We start from the raw sequence: 12,334 nt of genomic DNA, 5'->3' as shown, positions 1-12,334 counted from the left end.
GGTCCGGTTCCAAGGCCGTCACACGGCGACGGCCTTGGACACCACGACGCGCTGCTCCAGGGCGGCGATGATCGTCGACGACAGCAGCTCGGCAGCCGGCGTGACATGTCCGGGAGCCCGGTAAAGGACGATCTCCGTATCGGGCAGTTTTGGAAGCTGAAGCCGAGCAGACACCGAGACCATGTCCGCCGGTATCATTTCCGTCGGCAGAACCGTTACGCCGAGCCCGGCTTGGACGGCGGCCTGAAGCCCGGCCAAACTTGGGCTGGTGTAGACGATGCGCCAGTCGCGTCCGGCCGCGTCGAGGGCTGACAGCGCACGCTTGCGATAGACATCGGGGGCCGGTGCGAGGATGAGGGGGATCGGGCCCTCGGTTTCCGTGACGAGGCGCGGCGACGCGACCCAGTCGAGCACCTCCCGCCAGACCTTGGTCCCGCCGCTCGGCCCCTGCGGTTCGCGCTTGAACAAGATCAGGTCGTAGCGACCCTTCGCGAAATCAGCGAGGAGGTTGACGGTGAAGTCGCACTGCACCTGAAGCGCGACCTGCGGATGGGTCCTCGCGAAACACGCCAGAACCTCCGACAGGTGCGTCGTCGCAAAATCCTCGGGCGTTCCAAGCCTGACGACGCCCGATACATCCGTCTCGCGCAGGCGCGAGAGCGCCTCGGCTCCCAGCTGCAAGATTTGCCGCGCATAGGTGAGCAGGATCTCGCCCTCGGGCGTCAGCTGCAAGTCCCGGCCGTCCCGGTCGAACAAGCGGCGCGCGAGCCCGTCTTCCAGGCGCTTGATCTGCAGCGACACGGTCGACTGCGTCAGGCTCAGGCGTTGAGCGGCACGCGTGAAACTGCCGTTGTCGACGATCGCGACGAAGGTGCGCAACAAATCGAGGTCGAACGGAAGGGGTGGACCCGGCATCGTCCCGACATCAAATCTCTCCGGGCGCCCTGCAAGCACCCGGGCCGCTTTCCTGCCGCCTCACTGTCAAAATCGACGCCGCTGCGTGATGAAACGCACATGACCATAAGCTTGCACAAGTTATCGCAGGATTAAAAATTATCCCTGCCATGCCCAATCCTGTGTCCATTTATTTTCACAATGATCATCATTGGCTCCGTAGCGTTGTTCTGCGGCCCGGTCGTTTCCAGGTCATTTGCCTGGATGAGGCGAGAATGTCGGTCACGCATTGGCGGGCCGGTGCGCCTCAGCCGCGAACAGGTCGATATGACCGTGATCTTGAGTGGAGACGAACCATGAAGACTTCGCTGAAGACAGCCCGTGTGGCGCTCGTGACGGCCCTCTGTGCGATCGCGCCGATCTCTGCGGCCGTCGCCGACTACCGCGTCGGATCTCAAATGCGGCCCCTGCCCCAGACGACCTGGGACGGACTGTCGACCAACGCGATCGACATGTCGGACGCCCCGCGGTTTTCCACTGGTGGCTGCCGGAGAAGCTCGGCGCAGGAAGGCAATGCTGATCAGCAGCACTTTCCGGTGCAGCAATACGGACAGACGGCGGGCGGCTACCGCTGCTGAACGGGGCCAGCGTCCTCGGCCCGACAGCCGGCCGTGTCTCACGTGAGGGCCGGCAACGTATCGGTCCGCCACGCCATCGTGTCATGGCGGACCGCTCTCCCGATCCTCGCCTCACAGGGCGCGTCCCGGCGGTCTCCTACGGGAGTCCTCCCGCAAATCGTCCGCCGCGTCCTCTGCGAGACCGCAGCGCGATCGCGCCCCGACCCGGAAAGGTGCCTCTCTGGTGCCGATCCGCGGCGCAATCCGGACGCCGGGAGACAGCAATTGACCAATGACTGGCGAGCAACGCACTGCATCCGATCGAAATCGTGATGCAGAACGCACAAATCGAACCTGTTCTGGAAAGTCCTCGATCGATGGATGCGATCAGACACACCCCTTTGACTGTCGTGGAAGCCTGCAGGCTCATCGCGCGCCTCTTGAACCCGGAGGCGCGTTTTGTCTGGCTGGCGATCGTCTACGGAGGTGCCATCGCGCTCCTGGGTCTCGCGGCACCCGTTTCCGTCCAGCTCCTGATCAACTCCGTGGCGAACACGGGGCTGCCGGCGCCCTTGTTCGTCCTGTCGGGTCTCTTGCTCGGATTGCTGCTGGTCGTCGCCGCCCTGAGTGCGGCCCGCATCTACGTGATGGCCCTATTCGAACGGCGCGTCTTCGCCAGAATCGTCGCGGATATCACCGTGCGCGCCGTCCACGCCAGGGATCCGCAGTTCGACGACGCTCGGCGCAGCGCTCTGTTCAACCGCTTTTTCGATCTCGTGACGGTTCAGAAGGCGGTCCCGCATCTCCTGATCGGCGGATTTGCAATCCTTCTGCAATCCGGGATTGGTCTTGTTCTGACGAGCTTCTATCACCCCTTCTTTCTCGCCTTCAATCTCCTGGTCGCCTCTCTGCTGCTCGGGATCTGGCTCCTCTGGGTGGGACCGGCTCTCCGGTCGGCCGCGGCCCTGAGCCACGCGAAGCACGAGACGGCGTCCTGGCTCGAGAGCGTCGGCCGCTCGAACGGCTTCTACAAGGACGACCGTCGCCTCGACTTTGCCATGGGGCGTTCCGAGACGATGACCGCGGCCTATGTGCGGGCGCATCGCCGCCATTTCCGACACACCTTCGCGCAGACCATCGGATTTCTCCTGATCTACGCTGTCGCCAGCGCCGGACTGCTTGCGTTGGGCGGATGGCTGATCCTGCAGGGCCAGCTGTCGCTCGGACAGCTCGTGGCCGCGGAACTCGTCCTGTCCGGGGCGTTCTATGGTCTCTCGCAACTGGGCTCCCACGTGGAAACCTTCTACGGGCTGGTCGCGTCACTCCACGAACTGGCGCAGTTCGAAGGGATCGAGCAGGAGGACCGGGCGGGACAATCCAGTGCGGTCCCGGTCGATGGATCCCTGCGCCTGCGTGAGGTCGAGGCCGAAGGCTACCGGTTCGACGTTGCGATCCAGAGCGGTGAAATCCTGTCCGTGACGGCCGACGAAACTGTCGAGCGGACGATCGCGGCGCTGCTCAGGCAGGAGCTCCGTCCGCGGCGGGGATCGGTGATGATCGGCGGTGCCGATATCGCTGCGTTCGACCCGGACAGCCTACGTTCCGGGCTCCTCGTCCTGGATCGGCCGACGCTCCCCGAGATGACGATCCGCGCCTACCTGTCGATGGACCCAGGCCGGAACGCCGCGACGATCCACGATAGCCTTGAGCGCGTCGGATTGTCCGAGCGCGTCCTGCACCTGCCCCAGGGGCTCGATACGCTGCTCTCGTCGTCCGGCTGGCCGCTCACGACGGTCGAGTCCATGGCTCTCAAGCTCGCCGCCGCCCTTTCGCATCCGCCGAAGCTCGTCGTCTTGTCGACGCTCTACGATCTGCTGCCCCCGGATCGGATCGCAGCGGCGTTCGCGCGGTTCCGGGAGGCGGGCACGACGGTGCTGCATGTCACGCAGCGCCCGGCCCAGCCGATCCACGATCGCCACCTCCGGCTCGGCCTGCCTGAGCAGAAGCGCACCGTCGATCACGACGGCCGCACCGATCAAGTGACGCTACGGGAGAGGTCTCATGCTGTCGCGGCCTGAACACCTGCATCACTTCCCGACTCTGACATCGATCCAGGCGCCTCGCGCAGCTGTCGCGGTCGGCTGGATGCTCGGGATCGGGACCCTTCTTGCGGTCCTGATCCTCCTGTACGTCCCCTGGGTACAGACCTCGGCCGGCACGGGCCGCGTCATGGCCCCGAATCCAGCGGACCGCGTGCAGGCAATCACCGCCCTGGTCCAGGGCCGAGTCGAGCACTGGTACGTGGAGGATGGCCAGCGGGTCCGCGCCGGAGATCCGATCGCGCGCCTCGTCGACAACGATCCGTTTCTGCTGCAGCGGCTCGCCGCCGAGCGCGAGCAGATCGAGGCCGAGATCGCGGCAGCCGAGCAGGCGGTGAAGGTTGCGGAAAGTCAGGTCAGCCAGACCCGTGAGGCCGCCGAGAAGGGCTTCGTGACGCGGCGCAACTTCGAGGCGGCACAGATCCTGGTCGCTGAGCGGCGCGCGCGCCTGGCCGAGGCCAAGGCCAAACTGAGCCGGCTCGAAGTGACCGTAAACCGCCAATCGGCGCAGCTGGTTCGCGCGCCGCGGGACGGCCGGATCCTCCACATCAACGCGGCCACCGGCGGCACCTTGGTGAACGCAGGGGACACCCTGGCCACTCTGGCGCCGCACGCACCGGCCCGTGTGGTGGAGCTGATGGTCGACGGGCGCGATGTCGCCTTGATCAGGCCCGGCCAGCCCGTGCGCCTGGCCTTCGAAGGCTGGCCAGCCATTCAGTTCAGCGGCTGGCCCTCCGTGGCTCATGGCATGTTTGACGGGCGCGTGCGTGCGGTCGATCCCTCTGCGCAACAAACTGGCCGGTTCCGCGTGCTGGTCGAGCAGGATCCCGGCAAGCCCGCATGGCCCGACGCTGAGTTCATTCCGCTGGGTGCGAAAGTGCGCGGCTTTATCCAGATGGAAACGGTGTCGATCGGCTACGAGCTCTGGCGGATCCTGAACAACTTTCCGCTGGAATTCCGTGCGCCGAATCCGGGCACAACTTAAGAGCCTGGAATTCCGCAGTCACACTCTGCGCGTATGGACTTGCATCGCTTGCCCAGGTGCGAAGCGACCGCGGGCTGCATGAACGCGGCGGCTCACATGCCCCGTATCCGCCTGTCCGGGGGGCCTCATCTGACGCGGATTGGTGGCACTCGGCCAGATCCGGCCGGTCGCTACGCGCCGATATCGGCCGCGCAGCCGAAGATGTCGGCGCTCTAAACGCAGATCTTACAAAGTGGTGGTGACGACTGCGCTGCGAGCAGGCCCGTTGCAAGAATTGCGCGTGAAATTCATCGCCTTCGGTTGCCGGCCGGATCAGCCGACCCCGAGGCCGCGGATGAGCAGGACGGCGATGGCCAGGAGCACGAGGAGCGAGGCAGTAACCCCGAGCGTCACCCGGCCGCCGACCTGGGCCAGGATGCGCACATCGACGCCCAGGCCCAAGGCGGCCATCGAGACGATCGTGAGGAAGCCGGCGATCCGTGAGAGCGGCTGCAGCCAGTCCTCCGGGATGAAGCCGAGCGCGCGCAGCGTGGCGAGCGCCAGGAAGCCCAGGATGAACCAGGGCACCAGCTTGAAGAAGCCGAGCCGGCCCGGAGCACCGGCCCTTGCCCCGTCCGCGGGCAGGCGCGGCGCGATCAGCGACAGGACCACCACGACGGGTCCGAGCATCAGCACCCGCACCAGCTTGACCAGCGTGCCCACCTGCGTCGCGAGCGCGCCCACCGGCACGGTCGCGGCCAGCACCTGTGGGACTGCGTAGACCGTAAGCCCCGCCAGCACGCCGTACTGATGTTCACCGAATCCGGCGAGCGGTACGAACAGCGGCAAGCCGAGCACCATCAGGACGCCCAGCACGGCCGTGAACGCGATGGCGGCTGCCACGTCCCGGCTGTCGGCGCCGATGACGGGCGCCACCGCGGCGATGGCCGAGTTCCCGCAGATGGCATTGCCGCAGGCGATCAGCAGCGCCATGCGCACCGGCAGGCCCAGAGCGCGGCAGATGGCGCAGCTCACTAGGATGGTGAGCGCCACTGCGCCGACGATGCCGGCCAAAAGCGCCGGGCCCGACGCAACGATGGCCCCGAGACTCACCGAGGCTCCGAGCAGGACGACGGCCACCTCCAGCACCTGCTTGGCCGAGAAGGCGATTCCGGCCTTGAAGCGCGCTCCCGGCACCCAGGCGGTGCGCAGGGCCGTCCCGAGCAGGATGGCGAGCACCAGGGCCTCGACATAGGGGTGGCCGGTCAGGTGCTCCTCGCCGGCCTGCAGCGCCTGCGCCATGACGGTCAGGATGAGGCACAGGAAAAGCCCCGGCATCAGCCGGCCCGCTGCACCGGCCCGAAAGGATCTGCCGGCTCGGTCCGCAGGCGCACTGTCTGGTGCGACGCGATTGGCCATCCTGGCGGTCATGGCATCACCTCCTTGTCCGGCTCTCTAATGGTTGCGCCGAGACATGCGGCGCTGGCCTTGGCCTGCTGCCCCTCGATCATCGCCTGGTCGACCACGTGCTTGAGCGGCATGCCGATTCACCGGGCGCAGCCCCTCGCGCCCGCGTCGGATCCGGCAAACGGCGTCACCCGTTGCGGCAGGCGCAGGGGCATCTGCCGGAGCGGGCGCTTGCCCGGATACGCCACCCGCGGACGCTGCCCGGTGCCGAAGGTCGGCGACGCGGAATCGGCCGCCCCGCTGCGAAGCGGCGCGACGACCCGGCCGCCCGCGCCGAGGGCCGACGTCATCAGACGACTTCGCCTGCCCATCACGGTTCTCATCCCTCCCGCGGGCGCACCGTTCCGATCCGCGCTCAGGCCGGCGTGACGGCCGCCGTCCCGCGTCGCGCGATGTCGGCGTTGCGATAGAGCGTCAGCGTGCCCACGATCGAGAACAGCGCCGCGCAGGCGAGCCAGAGGCCCGGCATGGCACGGTTCCCCGTTTCGTGGATCAGATAGGTGCAGACCGCCGGTGTGAATCCGCCGAAGATCGCCTGCGCGAGACTGTAGGCCAGCGAGAAGCCGGTGGCGCGCACCTCGGCCGGCATGATCTCGGTCAACGTGACGACCATCACGCCCTGATAGCCACCGTATAGGAAGGACATCCACATCAGGGCGGCCAGAAGCCGGCCGAAGGACGGGTCCGACACGAGCCACGCCATAACCGGGTAGGCCGTGAGGCCGATCAGCACCGAGAAGGTCAGCAGCACCGGCAGGCGTCCCACGCGGTCCGACACCGCCCCCATGACGGGAACCCAGATGAAATTCGCGATGCCGACGCAGACGGTGACGACGAAGCTGTCATGGGCGCTCAGGCCGAGCACCTGACGCGCATAGGTCGGTGTATACGCCGTGATCATGTAGAAGAAGACGCTCGTCAGCGTGACGAGCAGCACGGCCCTGAGAACGATGGCCCAGTTTTGGAGGAGTGACCGGTAGATCTCGCCGAGTGTCGCGCGGCGATGCTTGGCCCGCTGCGCGAAATCGGCACTCTCCTGCATCGAGCGCCGGATCCAGAACAGGACCGGAATGATCAGGCAGCCGATCAGGAACGGGATGCGCCAGCCCCAGGCGAGCATCTGCTCCTCGGAGAGGAAACCGCGCAGGGACACGCCGATGATGGCGGCGAAGACCACAGCGACCTGCTGGCTGGCCGATTGCCAGCTCACGTAGAAGCCACGGTTGCCCGGCGTGGCGATCTCGGACAGGTAGACCGACACACCGCCCGATTCCGCGCCAGCGGAGAACCCCTGCAGCAGGCGGCCGATCAGGACGAGAATGGGCGCGGCGATGCCGATCGAGGCGTAGGTCGGCGTGAAGGCGATCAGGGCGACGCCGATCGACATGATGGCGAGGCTCATGACCAAGCCGGCCCGTCGGCCGTGCCGGTCGATATAGGCGCCCAGCACGATGGCGCCGAGCGGGCGCATCAGGAAACCGATCCCGAAGGTGGCCAGCGACAGCATCAACGAGACGTACTCGTTGTCGTTGGGAAAGACCGCTTTCGCCACGGCAGCCGCATAGAAGCCGTAGACCATGAAATCGTACATCTCGAGGAAGTTGCCGCTGACGACGCGGAAGACATCCTTCTTGGAAGGTGGGCGTTGGGCCGAGGCGTCCATGGTTTCTCTCCCGTCAGCGGAGCGGTCACTTCCGCAGAAGTCTACCGCTGGTTCGAGAGGCGACGCAGGTTGTTCTATTATGTAGAACGCCGTCTCATGATTTATTAGGCTAGGGAGGTCGTTGGCCGCCGTCAATGTCGAATCTGTTGCTCGCGCGATCATTGAACCGAATGGTCGGGCGCAAGCACTTACTTTCCGCAGCAATCCGGAAGCACGCCCTTGACGGGTCCGGATGCGAGGCGATAGCGTTTAGCAGAACGCTGTATCGGATATTAGAACGATGGACAGCACACTCATCAAAGGACTGACGCTTCTGGAGCACCTCGCCGGAAGCGATGCGCCCCGTGGCGTCAGCGAACTGGCGCGCGCCCTGAACCTGACGAAGAGCAATGTGCATCGCACGCTGCAGACCCTGGTGGCCGCCGGCTACGTGCACGCCAACCCGGGCGGCACCTACGCCTGCACCCTGAAGCTGTTCGAACTCGCCAGCCCGGTGGTGGCGCGGATCGACGTCCGGCAGGTCGCGGAGCCCTTCATGCGGGTCCTGGCCGAGCAGACGCAGGAGACGATCCACCTGTCGCTGCTCGACAGGGCTGACGTCATCTACCTGCACAAGATCGAGAGCCCGCAACCGGTCCGCGCCTACTCGTCGATCGGTGGCCGCGCCCCGGCCTACTGCGTGGCCTCCGGCAAGGCGCTGCTGGCTTACCAGGAAGAGGCGCTGGCCCATCTGCCGGAGACGCTCTCGCTTCACACGCCGCGCACGATCCCGACGCTGGACCTGCTGCGGCGGGAGCTGGAACAGGTCCGGATCCAGGGCTTTGCGGTCAATCGCGGGGAGTGGCGCGAAGGCGTCTGCGGGCTTGCCGCCATCGTTCACGATGCCATGGGCCGTCCCGTGGCTGCGATCGGCATCTCCGGTCCGGCCGACCGCCTGAACCCGACGGCTCTGCGCCGCTTCAGCGACGTCGTTGTCGACGCGGCGCGCAGCCTGTCGCGTGCCCTCGGCTACAACCCCATCACCGTCTCATCCCATCCGGCGCCGCGCCACGCCCGAGGCCTCGCGCCCGAGCCTGCGTCGGCGACGGTTGTCTGATCGAGGAGTAGGCCCGTGCGACCGCTGTCCGGTATCCGCGTGATCGAGTTCTGCAGTGTTGCGGCCGGGCCATTCTGCGCCATGCTGCTCGCCGACATGGGGGCCGACGTCGTCAAGGTCGAGAACCCGGACGGCGGCGACACGATGCGGGCTTGGCCACCCCTCAACGAGGGCTTCAGCGAGAACTTCGCCTCGCTGAACCGCAATAAGCGCTCCGTGACGCTGGACCTCAAGGATCCGGCCGACAAGGCGCGGGCCCTTGAGCTCATTTCCTCCGCCGACGTGGTGCTGGAGAATAACCGCCCCGGCGTGATGAAGCGGCTCGGCCTCGATTACACCAGCGTCAGCGCCGGGCGGCCGAGCCTCGTCTACTGCTCGATCTCGGCTTTCGGCCAGGAGGGGCCGCGCTCGTCGGAGGCCGGGTTCGACCTGACGCTCCAGGCGATGAGCGGCGTGATGAGCGTCACGGGCGAGCCCGGTGCGCCGCCGGTGAAGTGCGGCGTGCCGATCTCGGATTTCGGCACCGGGCTCTACGCGGCCTACGCGATCGCGGCGGCGCTGCTCCAGGTGCGAGCGGGCGGCACCGGCGTGCACATCGACGCCTCGATGTTCGGGGCCTCCCTGGCGATGGCAGCCCTCCAGACCAGCGAGTATTTCGGCAGCGGCCGCGACCCGAAGCGGCTGGGCTCGGCCCACCCGCGCAACGCGCCCTATCAGGCCTTCCGCGCCAAGGACGGCTACTTCGCCATGGCGGCGGGCAACAACGCCCTCTACCGCGCCGCCTGCGCGGCGATCGGGCGGAGCGATCTCGCCGAGGACCCGCGCTTCGCCACGACCGCCCTGCGGGCGCAGAACCAGAAGGACCTCCTCGGGATCCTGGAGCGCGACTTCGCCGACCGCACCTGCGCCGACCTGCTCGCCCGGTTCCGCGCCGCGGGCGTGCCCTGCGCGCCGATCAACGGCTACGCCGACGCGCTCGCCGATCCGCAGGTCGAGCACATGGGCTGGGTCCAGCCGCTCACCCTGCCGTCCGGGTCCGAGACGCGCACCTTCGTGTCGCCGCTGAAATTCTCCGGCGAGGGCTTCCCGATCTACCGGGAGCCGCCGGCGCTCGGCCAGCACAACGCCGAGCTGTTCGGCGACGGCGCGCCGGCCCGCGCCCGCACGGCTTGAGGGCGGCGTTATGGACGAACTCCTGAAGGCGCGCAGCGGCAAGACGCTGACCCTGACGCTCAATCGCCCCGACAAGATGAACGCCCTGTCGGCCGCCCTGGTCGATGCGCTCCTCGACGCCGTGGGAGAGGCGGCCGGCGACGGGACCCGGCTCCTCGTGCTCAAGGGAGCGGGCCGGAACTTCAGCGCCGGGTTCGACTTCGGCGGCTACGAGGATCAATCGGAGGGCGACCTGCTGCTCCGCTTCGTGCGGATCGAGCAGCTTCTCCAGGCGCTCGCCCACGCGCCCTTCGACACCCTGGCGCTGGCGCACGGGCGGAATTTCGGCGCCGGGGTCGATGTGGTCTGCGCCTGCGGCCGGCGGGTCGGCGATCCGGCCGCCACCTTCCGCATGCCGGGTCTGTCTTTCGGGCTGGTGCTCGGCACGCGGCGCTACGCCGATCGCGTCGGGGGCTCCAAGGCCCGGCTCGTCCTGCAGGAGGGCCGGGTGTTCGATACGCCGGAGGCCCTGTCCGATGGTTTCCTCACCGCTATCGCGGCGACCGAGTCCTGGTCCGACACCGTCGCGGCCGCGTCGGAGGCGGCGACGCGGCTGTCTCCCTGGGCCGGCGCTGCCCTCAACCGCGCTGCCGCCCGCGACACCCGCGCGGACGACCTCGCCGATCTCGTCGCCTCGGCCGCGCGCCCGGGTCTCAAGGACCGCATCCGCGCCTACCGCGCGGCCTGACACGTTTCCGACCGGAGGACGCCCCGTGAGCGCCGGACCTCAGAAGATCATTTCCCTCGCGGATCTCGCCGCCCGGGTGCCGGACGGAAGCTCCCTCGCGCTGGGCGGCAGTTTCCTGCATCGCGGCCCCTTCGCGTTCGTGCGCGAATTGATCCGTCAGGGACGTCGCGACCTCGAAGTCGTCAAGCAATCGCCGGGCTACGACATCGACATCCTGTGCCGCGCCGGCGCCCTGTCCCGGGCGAGGGCCGGCATCGTCGCCATGGAGGGCAATTTCGGCCTTGCCCCCTGGTACCGCCGCGCAATCGAATCCGGCGCCGTCCGCCTGGAGGAGCATGCCTGCGCCAGCCTGACCGCGGGCCTGCGGGCGGCGGCCTTCGGCGTGCCGTTCATGCCCTGCGGCGGCATCCACGGCTCGGACTTGGCCGCCCTGAACGGCTGGAAGACGATCGAGGATCCCTATGGCAGCGGCGAGGCGGTCTACGCCATCCCGCGGATCCAGCCGGACTTCGCGGTGATCCAGGCCAACGAGGTCAGCGAGTCGGGAGACGTGCGCGTCTTCGGGACCTCCCACTGGGACCGGATCATGAGCCGCTCGGCCAGGCGCGTGCTCGTGGTGGCTGAGCGGATCGCGCCGGACGCCTCCTTCCGCGACCAGCCCGAACTGACGCTGGTGCCCCACTTCCTCGTCGAGGCGGTGAGCATCGTGCCGAACGGGGCGTGGCCCGGTTCGCTCTGGCCGGATTACGCGATCGATTACCCGGCCGTGGAGGCCTACATGACCGACGCCCCGGGCGTGCTCGCCGACCACCTCGCGGCCGGCCCAGAAGCGCGGGAGGCCGCCCATGTCTGAGGCGGCGTCCAACGTGACCGGGGCTTGGTCGGGCTTCTCTTACATCGTCACGAACCTCGCCCGGTTCGTGCGGCCGAACGAGATCACCTTCAGCGGCGTGAACTCGGCCCTGCCGATGCTGGCCTGTCTCCTGGCCAAGCAGGCCTATCCCTTCGCGTTCACCTACATCAACGTCGCCGGTGGGGTCGATCCGAACCCGTCGGAGGTGCCGATCTCCTCCTCCGACCCCGTGCTCGCCGAGGGCTCGCGGGCGATCTTCGCCAACGAGGATTTCTACGATCTCTGCACCCGCGGCCTGATGGACCTCTGCTTCCTGGGCGCCGCCCAGGTCGATGGCCTTGGCCGCACGAACGTCTCCTGCATCGGCGACTGGCACGCCCCGCGGGTGCGGTTGCCGGGCGGCGGTGGGGGGGCCGTGATGCTGCCCACCGCCCGCCGGGCGGTCACATGGCGCACGGAGCATTCCCGGCGCACCCTGGTGGAGACCCTCGACTTCGTCACCGCGGCCGGCGGCATGCACGGCGTGGTCACGCCGATCGCCGTCTTCACGAAGCGCGAGGGCCGGCTCGCGCTGGCCTCCTGGCATCCGGAGGCGAGCCTCGACGAGGTCCGCGACCGTACCGGCTTCGCCTTCTCGGCGGAGGATGCCGGGCCGACGCCGCCGCCGACCCCGGAGGAGCGGGCGGCGCTGGCTTCCCTCGACCCGGCGGGCCGTTTCGCGGTCGATGCGGGCATCCGCCTGCGCTGAAGCGCGGGACAGACCAAGGGAAGAGGAGATCGC

Annotated in this window: 12 protein-coding genes; 8 read left to right on the top strand and 4 right to left on the bottom strand. The window is 67.9% G+C overall.

Annotation, left to right across the window (positions count from 1 at the left end; translation table 11 throughout):
• Positions 1–18: 18 nt before the first annotated feature.
• Positions 19–915 (bottom strand): LysR substrate-binding domain-containing protein, encoded by an 897-nt coding sequence (locus MCBMB27_RS26300; RefSeq protein ID WP_043386218.1) that lies wholly within the window; start codon positions 913–915, stop codon positions 19–21.
• A gap of 335 nt (positions 916–1,250) precedes the next feature.
• On the opposite strand from MCBMB27_RS26300, the gene MCBMB27_RS26295 reads away from it, so the two are divergent.
• The 3 genes from MCBMB27_RS26295 (at position 1,251) to MCBMB27_RS26285 (ending at position 4,595) form a co-directional block, all read left to right on the top strand.
• Positions 1,251–1,532, top strand: coding sequence for a hypothetical protein (locus MCBMB27_RS26295; protein WP_075381656.1), 282 nt, complete (start codon positions 1,251–1,253; stop codon positions 1,530–1,532).
• Between the two features lie 389 nt (positions 1,533–1,921).
• A complete protein-coding gene (locus MCBMB27_RS26290) occupies positions 1,922–3,589 on the top strand; it encodes an ATP-binding cassette domain-containing protein (RefSeq protein ID WP_236953023.1) in 1,668 nt (555 codons plus the stop codon).
• A complete protein-coding gene (locus MCBMB27_RS26285; RefSeq protein ID WP_083683738.1) occupies positions 3,573–4,595 on the top strand; it encodes an efflux RND transporter periplasmic adaptor subunit in 1,023 nt (340 codons plus the stop codon). Before MCBMB27_RS26290 ends, MCBMB27_RS26285 begins: the two co-directional genes overlap by 17 nt.
• A 312-nt stretch (positions 4,596–4,907) precedes the next feature.
• Here the strand turns inward: MCBMB27_RS26285 and MCBMB27_RS26280 are convergent, their stop codons facing one another.
• The 3 genes from MCBMB27_RS26280 to tcuC all read right to left on the bottom strand — a co-directional run bounded on the left by MCBMB27_RS26280 (position 4,908) and on the right by tcuC (position 7,704).
• A complete protein-coding gene (locus MCBMB27_RS26280; RefSeq protein WP_075381654.1) occupies positions 4,908–6,005 on the bottom strand; it encodes a YeiH family protein in 1,098 nt (365 codons plus the stop codon).
• 116 nt (positions 6,006–6,121) lie between these two features.
• The gene (locus MCBMB27_RS26275) at positions 6,122–6,331 is read right to left on the bottom strand and encodes a hypothetical protein (protein WP_075381653.1); all 210 of its coding nucleotides are present in this window, start codon (positions 6,329–6,331) and stop codon (positions 6,122–6,124) included.
• A gap of 65 nt (positions 6,332–6,396) precedes the next feature.
• A complete protein-coding gene (tcuC, locus tag MCBMB27_RS26270; protein WP_043346575.1) occupies positions 6,397–7,704 on the bottom strand; it encodes an MFS transporter in 1,308 nt (435 codons plus the stop codon).
• A gap of 280 nt (positions 7,705–7,984) precedes the next feature.
• Here tcuC and MCBMB27_RS26265 point away from each other — a divergent pair, with 280 nt between their 5' ends.
• The 5 genes from MCBMB27_RS26265 to MCBMB27_RS26245 are packed head-to-tail and all read left to right on the top strand — an operon-like array spanning position 7,985 to position 12,301.
• Positions 7,985–8,800, top strand: a complete 816-nt coding sequence (locus MCBMB27_RS26265; protein WP_075381652.1) for an IclR family transcriptional regulator — start codon at positions 7,985–7,987, stop codon at positions 8,798–8,800.
• A gap of 15 nt (positions 8,801–8,815) precedes the next feature.
• A complete protein-coding gene (locus tag MCBMB27_RS26260; protein WP_043346580.1) occupies positions 8,816–9,973 on the top strand; it encodes a CaiB/BaiF CoA transferase family protein in 1,158 nt (385 codons plus the stop codon).
• 10 nt (positions 9,974–9,983) lie between these two features.
• Complete coding sequence (locus tag MCBMB27_RS26255; protein ID WP_075381651.1) at positions 9,984–10,700, top strand: enoyl-CoA hydratase/isomerase family protein; 717 nt, start codon at positions 9,984–9,986, stop codon at positions 10,698–10,700.
• 25 nt (positions 10,701–10,725) lie between these two features.
• Positions 10,726–11,553, top strand: coding sequence for a CoA transferase subunit A (locus MCBMB27_RS26250; protein WP_075381650.1), 828 nt, complete (start codon positions 10,726–10,728; stop codon positions 11,551–11,553).
• Positions 11,546–12,301 carry a CoA-transferase subunit beta gene (locus MCBMB27_RS26245; RefSeq protein WP_075381649.1) on the top strand — a complete coding sequence of 252 codons (756 nt, stop codon included), beginning with the start codon at positions 11,546–11,548 and terminating at the stop codon, positions 12,299–12,301. The genes MCBMB27_RS26250 and MCBMB27_RS26245 overlap by 8 nt, the downstream gene beginning before the upstream one ends.
• Positions 12,302–12,334: the final 33 nt, after the last annotated feature.

It is taken from the genome of Methylobacterium phyllosphaerae (assembly GCF_001936175.1).
GTDB lineage: Bacteria > Pseudomonadota > Alphaproteobacteria > Rhizobiales > Beijerinckiaceae > Methylobacterium > Methylobacterium fujisawaense.
This window is presented reverse-complemented; position numbering and strand designations above follow the sequence as displayed.

Excerpts from the sequence above, each read along its gene's own strand:
- MCBMB27_RS26300 (WP_043386218.1), bottom strand. The coding sequence starts at position 915 with ATGCCGGGTCCACCCCTTCCGTTCGACCTCGATTTGTTGCGCACCTTC.
- MCBMB27_RS26295 (WP_075381656.1), top strand. The coding sequence starts at position 1,251 with ATGAAGACTTCGCTGAAGACAGCCCGTGTGGCGCTCGTGACGGCCCTC.
- MCBMB27_RS26285 (WP_083683738.1), top strand. The coding sequence starts at position 3,573 with ATGCTGTCGCGGCCTGAACACCTGCATCACTTCCCGACTCTGACATCG.
- MCBMB27_RS26280 (WP_075381654.1), bottom strand. The coding sequence starts at position 6,005 with ATGACCGCCAGGATGGCCAATCGCGTCGCACCAGACAGTGCGCCTGCG.
- MCBMB27_RS26275 (WP_075381653.1), bottom strand. The coding sequence starts at position 6,331 with ATGACGTCGGCCCTCGGCGCGGGCGGCCGGGTCGTCGCGCCGCTTCGC.
- tcuC (WP_043346575.1), bottom strand. The coding sequence starts at position 7,704 with ATGGACGCCTCGGCCCAACGCCCACCTTCCAAGAAGGATGTCTTCCGC.
- MCBMB27_RS26265 (WP_075381652.1), top strand. The coding sequence starts at position 7,985 with ATGGACAGCACACTCATCAAAGGACTGACGCTTCTGGAGCACCTCGCC.
- MCBMB27_RS26255 (WP_075381651.1), top strand. The coding sequence starts at position 9,984 with ATGGACGAACTCCTGAAGGCGCGCAGCGGCAAGACGCTGACCCTGACG.
- MCBMB27_RS26245 (WP_075381649.1), top strand. The coding sequence starts at position 11,546 with ATGTCTGAGGCGGCGTCCAACGTGACCGGGGCTTGGTCGGGCTTCTCT.